General features: G+C 74.0%; 14 protein-coding genes. 6 read left to right on the top strand and 8 right to left on the bottom strand.

Annotated elements, in window-relative coordinates:
• The first annotated feature begins 30 nt into the window (after positions 1 to 30).
• On the top strand, positions 31 to 258 hold the full coding sequence (locus V2J85_RS22865; RefSeq protein ID WP_261954462.1) for a hypothetical protein: 228 nt from the start codon (positions 31 to 33) through the stop codon (positions 256 to 258).
• Positions 259 to 302: 44 nt separating this feature from the next.
• On the opposite strand, the gene V2J85_RS22860 is transcribed toward V2J85_RS22865, so the two are convergent.
• On the bottom strand, positions 303 to 1,169 hold the full coding sequence (locus V2J85_RS22860) for an SDR family NAD(P)-dependent oxidoreductase (protein ID WP_261954461.1): 867 nt from the start codon (positions 1,167 to 1,169) through the stop codon (positions 303 to 305).
• 54 nt (positions 1,170 to 1,223) lie between these two features.
• Here V2J85_RS22860 and V2J85_RS22855 point away from each other — a divergent pair, with 54 nt between their 5' ends.
• The 5 genes from V2J85_RS22855 (at position 1,224) to V2J85_RS22835 (ending at position 7,429) form a co-directional block, all read left to right on the top strand.
• The gene (locus V2J85_RS22855; RefSeq protein ID WP_261954460.1) at positions 1,224 to 2,075 is read left to right on the top strand and encodes a helix-turn-helix transcriptional regulator; all 852 of its coding nucleotides are present in this window, start codon (positions 1,224 to 1,226) and stop codon (positions 2,073 to 2,075) included.
• A 273-nt stretch (positions 2,076 to 2,348) separates the two neighbouring features.
• Complete coding sequence (locus V2J85_RS22850) at positions 2,349 to 3,539, top strand: EfeM/EfeO family lipoprotein (RefSeq protein ID WP_261954459.1); 1,191 nt, start codon at positions 2,349 to 2,351, stop codon at positions 3,537 to 3,539.
• 4 nt (positions 3,540 to 3,543) lie between these two features.
• Positions 3,544 to 4,803 carry an iron uptake transporter deferrochelatase/peroxidase subunit gene (gene efeB, locus V2J85_RS22845; protein ID WP_330822595.1) on the top strand — a complete coding sequence of 420 codons (1,260 nt, stop codon included), beginning with the start codon at positions 3,544 to 3,546 and terminating at the stop codon, positions 4,801 to 4,803.
• A gap of 159 nt (positions 4,804 to 4,962) precedes the next feature.
• Entirely contained in the window at positions 4,963 to 6,801 is a 1,839-nt protein-coding gene (locus V2J85_RS22840) for a phospholipase C (protein WP_330822593.1), read from the top strand.
• A gap of 211 nt (positions 6,802 to 7,012) precedes the next feature.
• On the top strand, positions 7,013 to 7,429 hold the full coding sequence (locus V2J85_RS22835) for an Asp23/Gls24 family envelope stress response protein (RefSeq protein WP_261957318.1): 417 nt from the start codon (positions 7,013 to 7,015) through the stop codon (positions 7,427 to 7,429).
• Positions 7,430 to 7,469: 40 nt separating this feature from the next.
• Here the strand turns inward: V2J85_RS22835 and V2J85_RS22830 are convergent, their stop codons facing one another.
• The 7 genes from V2J85_RS22830 to fdh form a co-directional block, all read right to left on the bottom strand.
• Positions 7,470 to 8,495 carry an SMP-30/gluconolactonase/LRE family protein gene (locus tag V2J85_RS22830; RefSeq protein ID WP_419836823.1) on the bottom strand — a complete coding sequence of 342 codons (1,026 nt, stop codon included), beginning with the start codon at positions 8,493 to 8,495 and terminating at the stop codon, positions 7,470 to 7,472.
• 46 nt (positions 8,496 to 8,541) lie between these two features.
• On the bottom strand, positions 8,542 to 8,910 hold the full coding sequence (locus V2J85_RS22825; RefSeq protein WP_330822592.1) for a low affinity iron permease family protein: 369 nt from the start codon (positions 8,908 to 8,910) through the stop codon (positions 8,542 to 8,544).
• A 147-nt stretch (positions 8,911 to 9,057) separates the two neighbouring features.
• The gene (locus tag V2J85_RS22820) at positions 9,058 to 9,372 is read right to left on the bottom strand and encodes a DUF6479 family protein (RefSeq protein WP_261954455.1); all 315 of its coding nucleotides are present in this window, start codon (positions 9,370 to 9,372) and stop codon (positions 9,058 to 9,060) included.
• Positions 9,373 to 9,440: 68 nt separating this feature from the next.
• Positions 9,441 to 10,730: an NAD(P)/FAD-dependent oxidoreductase gene (locus V2J85_RS22815; protein ID WP_261957316.1), complete on the bottom strand. Its 1,290-nt coding sequence runs from the start codon at positions 10,728 to 10,730 to the stop codon at positions 9,441 to 9,443.
• Positions 10,731 to 10,778: 48 nt separating this feature from the next.
• Entirely contained in the window at positions 10,779 to 11,801 is a 1,023-nt protein-coding gene (nrfD, locus tag V2J85_RS22810) for an NrfD/PsrC family molybdoenzyme membrane anchor subunit (protein WP_261954454.1), read from the bottom strand.
• On the bottom strand, positions 11,798 to 12,715 hold the full coding sequence (locus V2J85_RS22805) for a 4Fe-4S dicluster domain-containing protein (RefSeq protein WP_330822591.1): 918 nt from the start codon (positions 12,713 to 12,715) through the stop codon (positions 11,798 to 11,800). The genes nrfD and V2J85_RS22805 overlap by 4 nt, the downstream gene beginning before the upstream one ends.
• Positions 12,712 to 15,981 carry a formate dehydrogenase gene (fdh, locus tag V2J85_RS22800; RefSeq protein ID WP_330822590.1) on the bottom strand — a complete coding sequence of 1,090 codons (3,270 nt, stop codon included), beginning with the start codon at positions 15,979 to 15,981 and terminating at the stop codon, positions 12,712 to 12,714. Before fdh ends, V2J85_RS22805 begins: the two co-directional genes overlap by 4 nt.
• Positions 15,982 to 15,989: the final 8 nt, after the last annotated feature.

The following is a 15,989-nucleotide window of genomic DNA, read 5'->3' as shown; positions in this document are numbered from 1 at the left end:
GACGAGCCCCGATCACCTCCTGCGGGCGAGGTGCGCGAGGAACTGCCCCTTCCCGGCCGGTACGTGCCGGCCTCGGGGATCGACCCTTCCGCGGAGGGCTTCCACGTGGCCCGGATGTACGCCGGGCTGGCCCGCGACCTGCGCACCAGCACCGGCTCACGCACCGTTCCGGACTTCGACACCGGACTGCGGGTGCACCGCCTTCTCGACGCGATCAGGCTCTCCGCGGGGACCGGCACCCGCCGGCGCGTGGCCTGACGGGTGGGTGCTCCCCGCACCGGGCGCAAGGCCGCCGTGCCGGCTCAGGCCCGCATGCCGCCGTCGACCCGGAGGACCGTGCCCGTGACGTAGGAGGAGCGGTCGCTGAGGAGCCAGGCGGCGGCCTGGGCGATCTCCTCCGGGTCGGCGGCGCGGCCCAGCGGGGTCTGCGCGTTGAGCTGATCGATGATGCCGGGGGTCTTCTCGTCCCATTCGTGCAGCATCTCGGTGAGGGTGGTGCCGGGCGCGATGGCGTTGACGCGGATGCCCTCCGGGCCGTAGGTGGCGGCCGCCGAGGCGGTGAGGCTGTTGACCGCCCGCTTCGCCGCTCCGTAGGCGGGCAGCCAGGGGTTGGCCATCAGGGCGCCGACGCTGGAGGTGTTGACGACGGCCCCGCGCCGCGCGGTGGCGCGGATGGCGGCGACCTCGGCGTTCATGGCCAGCCACGGGCCCTTGAGGTTGACGGCGCAGACATGGTCGAAGTCGGCCTCCGACAGCTGGTCCATCGGGCCGGGCGGCTGGCCCGTCGCGCCGTTGTTGAAGGCCACGTCGAGCCGGCCGTACAGCTCGACGGACCGGTCGACGGCGGCCCGGACGCTCGCCGGGTCGGCCAGGTCGCACACCACGTACTCCGCGGTGCCGCCGGCCGCCCGGATCTCCTCGGTGACCGCCTTGAGCTGGCTCTCCGTACGGGCCGCGAGGAGCACCCGGGCGCCTTCCCGGGCGAACAGCCGGGCCGCTGCCGCGCCGATGCCGCGGCCGGCGCCGGTGAGGAAGGCGACCTTGCCGGCGAGCAGGCCGGAGGCGCCCGAGGTTCCGGAGGGGCCCGGGGCCGTCGTGTGCTCCGAGGTCGTGGTGGTGATCGGTGTGTGGTTCATGCCGACGAGCCTGGGGCCGGCCGCCCCGCTCATCCAGGCACCGGCAGTACCTGGCTGGGCCGCGCGGCGCCCCCGCAGACTGGGGAGATGGACCGACGTGAACTGGCCAGCTTCCTGCGCAGCAGACGCGAGCGCATCACCCCCGCCGACGTGGGGCTCCCCGCGGGGCCGCGCCGCCGTACCCCGGGGCTGCGCCGCGAGGAGGTGGCACAGCTGGCGTTCATCTCGACCGAGTACTACGCGCGCCTGGAGCAGGCCCGTGCCCCGCACCCCTCCCGCGAGGTGCTGGCCCAACTCGCCCGCGCGCTGCGCCTGTCGGACGCCGAGCGCGACCACCTCCACCACCTCGCCGGTGCCCCGCCCGGACCCCCGCCCGGGCCCTCGCGGGAGGTGCGGCAGAGCATCGTCGAGCTGCTGCACCGGCTGCCGGAGGCCGCGGCGCTGGTGATATCGGCGACGTACGAGGTCATCGCCTGGAACGACCTGGCCGCGGCCCTGATGGAGGACTTCTCCGCCCTCGCGCGCCGGGACCGCAACCTGATCCGGCGCGCCTTCCTCGGCCCCCACCGGGACCACCGGCGGCTGTACGGCGTCTCGGACGCGGACGAGTTCGCCCGGACCTCGGCCCAGCACCTGCGCGCCGCCGCGGCCCGCTATCCCCACGACCCGGAGGTGACCGGCCTGGTCGAGGAACTCCTCGCCGGCAGCGAGGAGTTCGCCCGGCTCTGGGCCGCGCACGACGTCACCGACCGGCCCACCCTCTGCAAGACCTTCGCGCACCCCCTCGTCGGCCCGGTGACCGTCCGCTGCGACGTCCTGGACATCGCCGACCGGGACCAGCGCGTCGTCATCTACACCGCCGCCCCCGGCTCACCGTCGGAGGAGGCGCTTCGGCTGCTGTCGGTCGTCGGCACGCAGCGCATGGGGGTTCCCGGCTGACCGGCCCGGTCGGCCGGCCGGATGCGGTCCGGGCGCGGCCACCGTCGCGGTCAGCCGGCCGCGGCGACCGGAGCGCCGGCCGGCCGCAGGTCGTAGCGGCGCGGTGAACTGCCGGGAAACTCTCGGACTCGGTGCGGGGGAAGGGGTGTTCGGAGGCGGGGCGCTGCCTAGCATGGAGGCCGGCGGCGTCCGGCGGCGAAGAGCGCCGGCCGGGTGGCGTCGGGTTCGCCCGGACGGGACCGGGACCACGACCAGGACAAGGCCAGGAGCAGCATGCGTTCCACCACTCGGACCGGCGCGGTCGGTGGTGTGCTCGTGGCCGGGGGGCTGCTGGCCGGGCTGTTGCTGACCGGTGGGGCGGACGACGCGGAGGCGGGGCGGGCCGCGCCGGACGGGCTGCCGCACACCGGCATCGAGGTGTCGCCCAGCAGGTGCGGCCGCGGATGGCAGCACCCGCACCCCGGACTCCAGGTCTTCGATCTGCACAACACCTCCGACACCGCGGCCGAGGTCTACCTCAAGAACCCCGCCGACGGCTCCGTCTACGGCGAGGTGGAGGGCATCGGGCCCGGCACCACACGCCAGTTGCGGATCCGGCTGGGCCGGGGCGCGTACGCCTTCATGTGCCTTCCGGACGACACGCACGCGGTCACCGGACCGACGGCACGGGTCACCGGTGGCGGCCCGGCCGGCCCGGCGGCGGCCCCGGTCACCGAGCACGACCTGATCCCCCCGGCGCTCGCCTACCAGAAGTGGGTCGGCCGGGGCCTGGACGGCCTCGTCGGTGAGACCGGACGCCTGCGGGACGCCCTGGCGGACGGCGACCGCGCCGCGGCGGAGGACGCCTGGCTGTCCGCGCACCTCGCCTACGAACGGCTGGGCGCGGCCTACGGGGCGTTCGGCGACGCGGACGGAAAGATCAACGGCACCACCGCCGGCCTGCCGGACGGCGTCCGGGACCCGGCCTTCACCGGCTTCCACCGGATCGAGTACGGGCTGTGGCACGGGCGGACCACCGCCTCCCTGCGCGGACCGGCCACCGCACTCGCCGCCGCCGTCAAGGCGCTGCGGGACGACTGGGCCGAGGCCCGGATGGAACCGGCGGACCTCGGCCTGCGGGCCCACGAGATCCTGGAGAACACCCTCCAGTTCGAGCTCACCGGGCGGACCGACTACGGCAGCGGCAGCAACCTCGCCACCGCCCGCGCCAACCTCGACGGCACCCGTGCCGTGCTCGCCCGGCTGCGCCCCCTGCTCGTCACCCGGTACCCCGAACTGCCCGCACTGGAACGGAAGTTGGACCGGGCGCAGGACCTGCTCGACGGTTTCCGGCGGGACGGGCGCTGGACGCCGCTGGACCGCCTCGACCGCCGGCAGCGGGAGCGTGCCGACGCGGTGCTGGGAGACCTGGTGGAACGGCTGGCGTCGGTGGCGACGCTGTGCGACGCGCGCAGAACGGTGTGAGCGGATGAGTGGCGTGAACGGAGTCGGCAGACGGGGATTCCTGCGGGGCGCGGCCCTCGCCGGGGCCGGACTGGCGGCCGGCGGTGCGGCGCCCGCGCAGGGCTCGCCGGGGACCGGCGGCACGGTACCGGTGCCCGGCCCCGCGCTCGGGACCGCGGCCGCACCGCCGGTGCCCTTCCACGGGCCGCACCAGACCTCGGTGCTCACCGCGCCCCGCCGGGTCACGGCCTTCACCGCGTTCGACGTCACGGCCGGTGACCGCCGCGAGCTCGCCGAGCTGCTGCGCACCCTCACCGCCCGGGCCCGTGCCCTGACCGGCGGCGGCACACCGGCGGATCCCGGCATCACCGGCCCGCCCATCGACTCCGGCATCCTCGGACCGCGGTTGGCCGCCGGCGCGCTGACGGTGACCGTCGGCGTGGGCGCCTCCCTTTTCGACGACCGCTTCGGACTGCACGGCCAGGCGCCGCGCCGCCTCACGGCCATGCCCTCCTTCCCCGACGACGACCTCCGCCCCGAGTGGTGCCACGGCGATCTGAGCCTCCAACTGTGCGCCGACGACACCGACACCGTGTTGCACGCCCTGCGGGACCTCGCCCGGCAGACCCGGGGCGGCATGCAGGTGCGCTGGCGGATGGACGGCTTCAGCAGCCCGCCCCGCCCCTCCGGCACGCCCCGCAACCTCATGGGCTTCAAGGACGGCACGGCCAATCCGGACGCCGGGTCCGCCCGGGAGATGGACCGGCTGGTCTGGGCCGGCCGGGACTCCGGCGAACCGGCCTGGGCGGTCGGCGGCAGCTACCAGGTGGTGCGGCTGATCCGCATGCTGGTGGAGTTCTGGGACCGGGTGTCGCTGACCGAACAGGAGCGGATGTTCGGCCGCAACCGCGAGACCGGGGCGCCCCTGGACGGCGACCACGAACACGACACCCCGCACTACGCCGGCGACCCCAAGGGCGACGTCATCCCCCTGGACAGCCACATCCGGCTGGCCAACCCGCGCACCCCGGCCACCGACGGCCAGCGGATCCTGCGCCGCTCGTACAACTACGACCAGGGCGTGGACCGCAACGGAAACCTGGACATGGGCCTGCTGTTCTGCTGCTACCAGCGCGACCTGGCCGCCCAGTTCGAGGCCGTGCAGCACCGGCTCGCCGGCGAACCGCTGACGGACTACCTGACCCCGTTCGGCGGCGGCTACTTCTACGCACTGCCGGGCGTACGCGACACCTCGGACTGGTACGGCCGGGCCCTGCTCACCTGACCGGCCGCCGAAAGGGTCAACACCCGGTCAAGCTTTGGCCCGGCTTACCTGACGCAGTGTTCACCCGCCCGTCATCATGACTCTGCCGAGCCGCTGCCCGCCCGGCCGAGCATCCGGGCGTACAGCACGACCACGTCCCCGTCCGGAGGGTGAACGAGCATGGCAAGCAGGGGAAGACGACCGGCGATAAGGAGCCTGGGGGCCCTCGCGGGCGCCGCGGCCCTCACCGTCCTGGGTACCACGGCGCCGACCTGGGCCGCCGGGCACCAGCCCACCCCCTCCCGTACCTCCACCCCCATCAAGCACGTGGTCGTGCTCTTCGACGAGAACATCTCGTTCGACCACTACTTCGCGACGTACCCCAAGGCCGCGAACACCGACGGCACCCGCTTCACCCCGTCCCCGCACACCCCCCGGGACATCGACAACCTGCGCACCGCCGGTCTGCTCGAGCACAACCCCAACCAGTACGCGCCCAAGCGGCTCACCCCGCAGCAGGCCATGACCTGCGACCAGAACCACGACTACGGGCCCGAGCAGTACGCCTACAACGGCGGCAAGGCCGACCAGTTCGTCCAGAACACCGACTCGGGCAAGTGCTCCGGCGGTCTCTTCGGCGAGCCCGGACTGGTGATGGACTACTACGACGGCAACACCGTCACCGGGCTGTGGAACTACGCCCAGCACTACGCCCTCAACGACCGCTCCTTCAGCTCCACTTACGGCCCCTCGACCCCCGGCGCCCTCAACCTGGTCTCCGGGCAGACGCACGGCGTCGTCTCCATGGACCCGGCCTCCGGCACGGAGCACCCGCGGCAGACCGACAAGCCCGACCCGCACGCCGTGCACTCGCCGGACGCCCGCGGCGTCGGCACGATCATCAGCGACCCCGACCCGGCCTACGACGACTGCTCCAACAAGGACCACACCGGCAAGAACGCGGTCGCCGCGATGCAGGGCCGCAACATCGGCGACCTGCTCAACGCGCGGCACGTCAGCTGGGGCTGGTTCCAGGGCGGCTTCCGGCCCAGCACCGCGTGGGACGGCGCGGACGGCCACTACGCGAAGTGCGGCGGCACCACCCACGCCAACGTCGGGGGCGCGCCGGTCGTCGACTACAGCCCGCACCACGCGCCGTTCCAGTACTACCGGTCCACCGCGAACCCGCACCACCTGCCGCCCAAGAGCGTCGACGAGATCGGCCACGCCGGACCGGCCAACCACAACTACGACCTGACCGACTTCGACGCCGCGCTGAAGGCGGGCAAGCTGCCGGCGGTCAGCTTCGTCAAGGCCCCCGAATACCAGGACGCGCACGCCGCCTACTCCGACCCGATCGACGAACAGCACTTCCTCGTCGACCGGATCAACCGCATCCAGCAGTCCCCGCAGTGGAAGGACACCGCGGTCGTCATCGCCTACGACGACTCCGACGGCTGGTACGACCACGCCTACGCGAAGCCGCGCAACGGCTCGAAGGACACCTCGACCGGCTCCAACGGCAAGCCCACCGACAGCCCGGCCTGCCAGGCGGGCCCCGCGGCCGCCGGCGGCTACGCGGACCGCTGCGGCCCCGGCACCCGGCAGCCGCTCCTGGTGGTCTCGCCGTACAGCAAGGTCAACAAGATCGACCACACCCGCACCGAGCAGACCTCGATCATCAAGTTCATCGAGGACAACTGGCACACCGGCCGGATCGGCGACGCCGCCTTCGACACCCGGGCCGGCTCCCTGCAGGGCATGTTCGACTTCCGGCACCCCAACAAGAAGCAGGTGCTGCTCAACAAGGACGGCTCGGTCAGGTCCGTCGGCCCGATCCGGCACGTCGCCCCGATCGCGACCGCCATCGACCCGGGCCCGGCCGTGGAGGACACCGCCGCGGCCACCGACTCCGCCTTCCCCGTGCTGCCGGCCGCGATCGGCGCCGCGGTGGTGGCGGCCGGCGCGACCGGCACCGTCCTGGTGCTGCGCCGCCGCCGGACCAACGGGGCCGCCTGACCCCGGAGCGCATCCCGGCGGCCGCGTCCCGTGGGACGCGGCCGCCGGTGCGTCCGTCGCAGGGGAGCGGCCGACAATTCCGGTTGCCGGGTCGGCAAAGGAGGAGAGGCGACCTCATCTGCCGGGCTCTAGCGTGAAGAGAGGGCCGACGCTCCTCTCCGTACGGAGCACACGGCACGAAGCACAGGCGACGGAGCGAGGGGTGAGCGGGATGACCGAGGTCACCGAGCACGGGTCGCGGAACGCCGGGACCCTCGGGCGGACGACCATCGCCGACAACGTGGTGACGAAGATCGCCTATCTGTCGGCCGGTGATGTGGACGGCGTGTACGCCCTGGGCAGCGGTTTCGCGCGGTCCGTGGGCGAGCTGCGCAGGCGGGTGCCCGGCGGAGGGTCGGGCGGCACGCACGGGGTCAGGGTCGAGGTCGGCGAGAAGCAGACCGCCATCGACCTGGACATCATCGCCGCATACGGCGAGGTGATCCCGGACGTCGCCCGAGCGGTCCGCGAACAGGTCATCGCCGCGGTCGAGCGGATGACCGGCCTCGAAGTCGTGGAGGTCAACATCGCGGTGAGCGATGTGAAACTCCCCGACGAGGAGGAGGAAACGACCGAGCGGGTCCGGTAGACGGGTTCGCGCGCCCCCCGACGGGGCCGAAGCGGCCGCCTCAGTGCCCGGTCAGGGACTCCGCGCCGGGCAGCGCGCACACCGCCACGCCGCGCTGGGCGACGCTGGCCAGGACCAGCCGGCTGCCCGTACGGCAGACCGCGGTGACCATCCGGTACGGCGACCTGGCGGCCCGCAGGTCCCACGCCGGCTGGCCGTCGGGGCGGATCCCCAGCACCCGCACGGTCGGATGCGGCGGCGGGATGGGACGCACCCGCCGCATCGCCCGCCAGGCCGCCCGCCGCAGCGGGTGGGGGAGGGTGTGCACCAGCTCCAGGGCCGGCTGGCGCGGGCCGGCGAGGGCCACCCAGAAGAGGCCGTCGTCGGCGAGGGAGATGTTGTCGGGGTAACCGGGCAGGTCCGCGGCGAGGGTCTCGGGGCGGCCGGCGCGTGGTCCGGTGAGCCAGTAGCGGCGCAGCCGGCGGGCCCCGGTCTCGGCCACGAGGAGGAACGACCCGTCCGGCGCCAGCGCCACGCCGTTGGCGAACTGCAGCCCCGACAGCAGCACTTCGGGCGTCCCGCCGGGCCGCAGCCGCAGCAGCCGGCCCGTCCCGAGGTGCTCCAGGATGTCGCCCGGCCACTCGTCCAGTCCGTAGCGGAGGCTGGAGACGGTGAAGTAGACCGTGCCGTCCGGCGCCGCGGTGACATTGCTGCAGAACCGCAGCGGCTCGCCGGCCGCCTCGTCGGCCAGCACCCGGACCGTGCCGTCCCGGGGCGTGAGGTGCAGCAGACCGCGGTAGGCGTCGCAGACGAGCAGCTCACCACCGGGAAGCGGATGCAGCCCCAGCGGCCGGCCGCCGGTGTGCCCCACGGCCTCCGCCCGGGCCGACCGTGCTGCCTGGTCGGCCGCTCCCGTCTCCGGCAGCCGCACCCGCCAGACCGTGCCGTCCGCGGCACCCGTCAGGACGTTGCCGTCGGCGTCGGCCACCACGTCCTCGGGCCCGTCGATCTCGGGAGCGACGATCCGCGCCGCCGGGAGCGGCAGCGGCCCCCCGGTCGCGGCCCGCCGCCCCTGGACCGCGCTCACCGGCCGCGCCGTGCCGGGGCGACCGGGCTCTTCTCGACGTCCATGCTCACGTTTCCTCCTCCATGCGGATCGCCTTCCTGAGGTCCTCCGCGGCTTTTCCACCCTGGCCCTCCCGGGACTCCAGCAGCGCGGCCGCCAGGGCGTCGAGTTTCCGCTGGATCGCGTGTTCCGCCCGCAGCTCGGAGTTCTTGAGCAGGGCGAGCAGAAGCAGGGTCACCGCGGTCATGAAATCCCCCGCCAGCAGCTGCCACGCCAATGACAGATGGGCGAGGTGAACGGCGAGGAACAGGGCGATCAGGACCAGGCACAGCGCGAAGAACAGCGGGGAACTGGTGAAATGCGAGGCCCTTTCGGCCAGTTCGGCGAACCGCCCCCGTTCCTTGCCGCCGCGGTCCACGGGATGACGAAGGGACATGTTCCTGGATACTCGACGGGCCACCACGGGCGAGGACCGCCATGCCGCCGGCCGGCCCGGCGATTTCACCCGCCCGGCCCTTTCCCCGCGCGGCGACGGGGCCGGTCAGCGTGTCCCCGACGACACCTGCCGGGCGCCGGGGCGTGCCTACTCGCGGCGCCGGGACCCGATGCCGTTGCCCCTCAGCTCGTGCGGCCCGCGCCGGTGGTCGCTCCGGGGGAGTTCCTCGGGCTCACGGCGCTCCATGACATCGCCCACCGGCCCGCCGTGCGGCAGCCGCGGATGTGACTCGGGGTCGGGCGGGCCCGGCTCGCGCTTCCTGATGCGCCGGCCCCGGACGAACGCCGCGAGCAGCACGGCGACAACGAGGACCCCGACGATCGTGAGCAGGGCGCCGCTCGTCCCGTGCGGAGCGGCGAGGGGCGCGGACGGATACGTGGTTCCCACGGTCAGCTTCTCCATTCCGGGCGGATACCCGGCACCTGCCCGAACAAGCGCCGGGACTACGCGGAGAGGGCCTTGAAGAGAGCCTAGCGCGGTACCCGGGCCACCTCCGGTGTCTCGGTGTCCAGCGGCACCGACCAGGACCGCACCAGGCCGAGCTGGACGCCCTGCCGGGGCAGCACCGCGTCCAGGAGCCAGTCGGCGGCCACCCGCACCCGGTTCCCGGGCATCGCCATCAGGTGGTAGCCGCGGGTGACGGCACTGGCGAACGGGCCGGACAGCGGGATGTGCAGCGGGTTCGCGGCGGCCTGGACCCCGCCCAGGTCGACCATGAACCCCAGGTCGTGGTGTTCGTACGCGCGCGGGGCGCCGTGGCCGCAGGACGCCGCGACATTGCGCGCCGCGACCTTGCCCTGCCGCTGGGCGTGCTGGGCGGTCATCGGCGTCACCTTGCCCGGCCGGGTCAGGTCCGGGACGGCCGCGGCGTCACCGCAGGCGAACACCTCCGGATGGCCGGGCACGCCCAGGTACGCGTCGACGCACAGCCGCCCCCGGTCGGTGGGCAGCCCCATCGAGTCCACCAGCGGGTCCGGGCGGACGCCGACGCACCAGATCAGGCTGCGGCTGTCGACGAACTCGCCGTCGTCCAGCAGCACCCCGTCCGAGGTGGCCTCCTTGACCGACGTGCCGGTACGGACGTCCACCCCGCGGCCGCGCAGCACCCGCTCGGCGGTGCGGGAGAGCCGCTCGTCCAGCTCCGGCAACAGCCGGTCGGCGATGTCCAGCAGCAGCCAGCGGGGCCGCGGCCCGTCCCGCAGTCCGGTGTTCTGCCGGGCCAGCGCATCGGTGAACAGCACGCCGTGGGCGGCGACTTCGGTGCCGGTGTAGCCCGCCCCGACGACCACGAACGTGGTCCTGGCGGCCCGTTCGCGCGGGTCCTCGGCCGCCCCGGCCAGTTCGCACTGGCGGGTGATGTGGTCGCGCAGGTAGAGCGCCTCCGGCATCCCGCGGAAGCCGTGGGCGTGTTCGGCGACACCGGGGACGGGCAGCAGCTTGTTGACGCTGCCGACGGTCAGCACCAGCCGGTCGTAGTCCAGCGTGCCCTCGCGGTCCTCCGGGTCGGTGTACGCCACCCGGCGGGCGTCCAGGTCCACGTCGTGGGCCTGCCCGAGGACGAGCCGGACGCCCGGCAGGGTCCCGGTCAGCGACACCGAGATCCGGCGCGGCTCCAGGATGCCCGCCGCCACCTCCGGCAGCAGCGGTACGTAGAGGAAGTAGTCATGGGGGTTGAGCAGCACGATCTCGGCGGCTCCCTTGGCCGTTCGGGAGAGCGTGCGGGCACATTCGTAGCCGGCGAAACCGGCTCCGACGATCACGATCCGAGGGCGACGTCGTGTCACGTGGACTCCTGCGGTCGAGGACGGTCAGTCTGATGCTTGCTGTTCGGTGCGGCCGTCCGGGCGGTCGGTGGCCGGGCCCGGTCCCGGTCCGCCGGACGGGTTCATCGCGGCGCGCTGGGGGACGACGGTGTACGCCGGGTCCTGCGCGGAGGCGATCCCGGCGGCGAAGACGCCGAACCGGGTGCACGCCGACCCGGCGAGCAGCGCCAGCCCGGCGGTGACGGCCGCCGCCCGGGAACGGCGGGCGCCGAGCGCCGCGGTCACCGCGCCGGCACCGAGCAGCAGCTCCGCCCCGCGCAGCAGCCGGCCGGCCCGGCCCGCCCGGTAGGTCTCCGCCACCATCCCCAGCCGCCGTTTCGCCGCCCGCATCGCCGCCGCGTCGGCAGCGGCCGCGAGGACGGCGGCGCAGCGCACCGGCGCGGTCTCGCGGGGCGGTGCCAGCACCAGTGCCGTGCCGGACGCCGCGGCGGTCGCGGAGGCCGCGAAGAGATAGGGCAGTTCGCGGTGCGCGCCGTGCCAGGCCGGCACCGCGGTGTCCGCCGCGAGCACGGCGGTGTACGTGGCCACGGCCGGCCCCAGCGCCGCGGCGGCCGCGGTGGCGGCGGCGCCGGCCCGCGGCAGCCGCCCGCTGACCGCGCACACCGCCGCCGCCCCGGCCGCCGGACCGTAGCCGCTGAGCAGCCAGGAACCGACGCTCATCGGCGAGGTCGGCTTGATGACGCGCAGCATGTTGCCGAACCGGGCGGGCCGGCCGAGGTCGTGGACGAGCGCCGCGGCGGACAGCGAGACGGCCGCCAGCGACGAGACCTTCATCCCGGTCGCCAGCGTGGTCCGGCCGGTCAGCTGGGCGCCCGCGGCGAGCACCGAACCGGCGCCGGCCAGGCCGCCGAGGAAGAAGTACCCGGCGATGTCCCGGGCCGACCAGGAGGGCGCCTTGATGACCGGACGGCCGTAGTAGGAGGCGAACTCGGCGCGCGGGACCATGAGTTCCTCGCCCTTGCGGGACCGCCGTGTGCGCCGGTCGCCCGGCCGGTCGGGGCCGGTCATCGCCGCCCCCTCCCTCGCAGCACGGCGGGCAGCGCGAAGGACAGCGCGAAACCGCCCGCCAGCGACAGTGCCGCCGCGCCGGCGTGCCGCCACATCGCGGGCAGGTCCCGGGTGGTGACCTGCGGGTCCGGCGGCAGTCCGTAGACCTCCGGCTCGTCCAGCAGCAGGAAGAACGCCCCGTCGCCGCCGACCCCGTCCGCCGGGTCGTGGCCGTAGAGGCGGGCCTGGGACACCCCGGCCGCGTGCAGCTGGTCCACCCGCAGTGCCGCGCGCTCGCGCAGCTCGTCGAGCGGGCCGAACCGGATCGACTCGGTCGGGCAGGCCTTCGCGCAGGCGGGTTCCTGCCCGGCGCCGAGCCGGTCGTAGCAGAGCGTGCACTTGAACGCCCGGCCGTCGGAGGGGCGTTGCTCGATCACCCCGTAGGGGCAGGCCGGGACGCAGTAGCCGCAGCCGTTGCAGATGTCCTCCTGCACCACCACGGTCCCGAACTCGGTGCGGAACAGCGAGCCGGTCGGGCAGACGTCGAGGCAGGCGGCGTGGGTGCAGTGCTTGCAGACGTCGGAGGACATCAGCCAGCGCAGGTCGCCGCCGGCCGACTGGTCCGCGTCCTCGGCGAGCGGCAGCACCGTACGGCCCTCGGGCGCGGGCACCGGCGGTTGCGGCGCCGACTGCTCGATGAAGGCCACGTGCCGCCAGGTGGAGGCCCCGAGCCCGACGGTGTTGTCGTAGGACATGCCGGTGAGCGTCAGCCCGTCCTCGGGGAGGGCGTTCCACTCCTTGCACGCCACCTCGCACGCCTTGCAGCCGATGCAGACGGAGGTGTCGGTGAAGAACCCCACCCGGGGCGGGGCACCGGCGTGCCCGGCGTCGCCGGCCGGGTCCGGCTCGGGGCCGCTGAGCAGGCTGTCGGTCATGGCCGTCGGTCCTCTCCGGTGTGCTCGGTGATCCCCGCACGCCGCCGGTACTCCGCCACCAGGCGGGGGAGGGCGGGGCCGCGCGGCCGGCGGCCCGGGCGGATGTCGGCGGTGAGCGCCTTGTCCTCCTGGATGTGCGAGTTGGGGTCCAGCACGATCGCCATCAGCTCGTTGGCCGCGTCACCGGTGACCACCCCGTTGGGGCCCCAGTGGAACGGCAGCCCGATCTGGTGCACCTCGCGGCCGTGCACGGTCAGCGTCCTGATCCGGTCGGTGACCGCCACCCGCGCCTCGATGGCGTTCCGGGCCGTGACGATCGTCGCCCAGCCGTTGTGCGTCAGACCGCGCTCGGCGGCCAGCCGCGGGGACACCTCGCAGAACAACTCCGGCTGCAGCTCGGCGAGATGGGACGACCAGCGGCTCATCCCGCCCGCCGTGAAGTGCTCGGTCAGCCGGTGGGTGGTCAGCACGTACGGGAAGACCTCGGCGCCCGGCTCGTCGCCGCTGGGGTGGTAGCGGTTGCCCTCGCGGACGTACCGCGCCTGCGTGGGGGAGCGCGGCCGGTCGGGGTACAGGGCGTTGCCGAACGGCGAGTCCTGCGGCTCGTAGTGGGTCGGCAGCGGCCCGTCGAGCAGCCCGGACGGGGCGAACAGCCAGCCCTTGCCGTCCGCCTGCATGATGAACGGGTCGTCGCCGCGCAGCGCGTCGGGCCCCCGCGCCCCGGGCGGCGGTACGTGATCCGGCGCCCGGTCGGGGACGAAGTCCGGCACGTCCCGGCCGGTCCAGCGGCCCGCTTCGGCGTCCCACCACACGTACGCCTTGCGGGCGCTCCACGGCGTGCCGTCCGGGGCGGCCGACGCCCGGTTGTAGAGGATCCGGCGGTTGGCCGGCCAGGCCCACGCCCACTCGGCGGCGACCCAGTCCTGCTCGGTGTGCGGGGTGCGGCGGGCCGCCTGGTTGACGCCGTCCGCGTAGACCCCGCAGTAGATCCAGCAGCCGCAGCGGGTCGAGCCGTCGTCCGTCAGCTCGGTGTAGGCACGCAGCGGGGCGCCGTCCGGGCCGTGCCCGTTGATCTCGGCGAGGACGGCGGCGGCGACCGGCTCGCGGTGCTCGCCCTCGACCGGGTAGTCCCAGGTCAGGTCCCGCACCATGCGGTCCCTCGGGTCGGTGGACGCCGCCAGCTTCGCCTTGATGCGCCGGCCCAGGTGGTACATGAACCACAGGTCGCTGCGGGCTTCGCCCGTCGGCTCGACGGCGGCGTGGTGCCATTGCAGCCAGCGGTTGGTGTTGGTGAACGACCCGGACTTCTCGGTGTGCGAGGCGGCCGGCAGGAAGAACACCTCGGTCCCGATGTCCTCCGTGGCGAGCTCGCCGCTCTCGATCTCGGGCCCGTCCTTCCACCAGGTCGCCGACTCGATGAGCGAGAAGTCGCGGACCACCAGCCAGTCGAGGTGGGCCATGCCCAGCCGCTGCAGCCGGGTGTTGGCGGAGCCCACGGCGGGGTTCTCGCCCATCAGGAAGTAGCCCTTGCAGACGCCGTCCAGCTGCGCCAGGACGGTGTCGTAGGTGCTGTGCGAGCCGGTGAGCCGCGGCAGGTGGTCGAAGCAGAAGTCGTTCTCCGGCGTCGCGGCATCGCCGTAGTACGCCTTGAGCAGGCTGACGAAGTACGCCCGCATGTCGGCCCAGAAGCCCTTGTCGGTGCGGCTCGCCGCGACGAAGGTGTCCAGGTCCTCGTGGGCGTGCGCATGGGGCATCGGCAGGTAGCCGGGCAGCAGGTTGAAGAGCGTGGGGATGTCGCTGGAGCCCTGGATGGAGGCGTGGCCGCGGAGCGCCTGGATGCCGCCGCCGGGGCGGCCGATGTTGCCCAGCAGCAGCTGCAGGACGCTCGCGGCCCGGATGTACTGGGAGCCGGTCGTGTGCTGGGTCCAGCCGACCGCGTAGACGAAGGCGCTGGTCCGCTCGCGCCCGGAGTTCGCGGTCAGTGCGTCGCACACCTGCCGGAACGTCGCGCGCGGGATCCCGCAGGTCCGCTCGACCAGCTCGGGGGTGTAGCGGGCGTAGTGCCGCTTGAGGATCTGGTAGACGCACCGGGGGTGGGTCAGGGTCGGGTCCCGCGGCGCCTCGGCGGCGGCCTGCGGTCCGCCCGAGCCGTGCGTCTCGGCGTGGCCGGGGGCGTGGTGGGCGGCGCCGCGGAGGTCTTCGAGCCGGCGGTCGTGCAGCTGCTCGACGTCGCCGGCCGGGGCCTGGACGTCGGTGCCCTCGTACTGCCAGCTCGCCGGGTCGTAGCGGCGCCCCTCCTCGTCCAGGCCGGAGAACACCCCGTCGAGGTCCTCGGTGTCCCGGAAGTCCTCGCTGATCAGGGTGGCGGCGTTGGTGTAGGCGAGGACGTACTCGCGGAAGTCCTTCCCCTCGGACAGCACGTGGTGGATCAGCCCGCCCAGGAAGGCGAGGTCGGTGCCGGCCCGGATCGGCACGTGCAGGTCGCACAGCGCGCTGGTCCGGGTGAAGCGCGGATCGACGTGGATGATCCGGGCGCCCCGGGCCTTGGCCTCCATCACCCACTGGAAGCCCACCGGGTGCGCCTCGGCGAAGTTCGAGCCTTCGATGACGATGCAGTCCGCGTGCTGCAGGTCCTGCATGAAGGTGGTCGCCCCGCCGCGCCCGAACGAGGTGCCCAGGCCCGCGACCGTCGAGCTGTGGCAGACCCGGGCCTGGTTCTCCACCTGGACCACGCCCAGACCGGTCAGCAGCTTCTTGATCAGGTAGTTCTCCTCGTTGTCGAGGGTCGCGCCACCCAGGCTGGCGATGCCGAGCGTGCGGGCCACCCGCTTGCCGTCCGCCTCCCACTGCCAGGTCTCCCGGCGGGTCTCGATCACCCGGTCGGCGATCATGTCCATGGCCGTGTCCAGGTCGAGCGGCTGCCAGTCGGTCCCGTACGGCCGGCGGTAGAGGACCTGGTGGCGCCGGGACGGCCCGGTCGTCAGCTGGAGCGTCGCCGAGCCCTTGGGGCACAGCCGGCCCCGGCTGACCGGCGAATCGGGGTCGCCCTCGATCTGCACCACCCGGTCGTCCTTGACGTACACCTGCTGTCCGCAGCCGACCGCGCAGTACGGGCAGACCGACTTCACCACCCGGTCGGCGGTCTCCGTCCGCGGCCGGAGCGCTTCGGTGCGCGCGGACATCGCGGCGCGTCCGCGGCCCAGCGGATCGCCGCCGGTCAGCTGCCGGTAAACGGGCCAGTCACGCAGCAGCCTCCCCACGCCCATGGCTCCTC

The organism is Streptomyces bugieae, from assembly GCF_036352915.1.
Taxonomy (GTDB): domain Bacteria; phylum Actinomycetota; class Actinomycetes; order Streptomycetales; family Streptomycetaceae; genus Streptomyces; species Streptomyces endophytica.
This window is presented reverse-complemented; position numbering and strand designations above follow the sequence as displayed.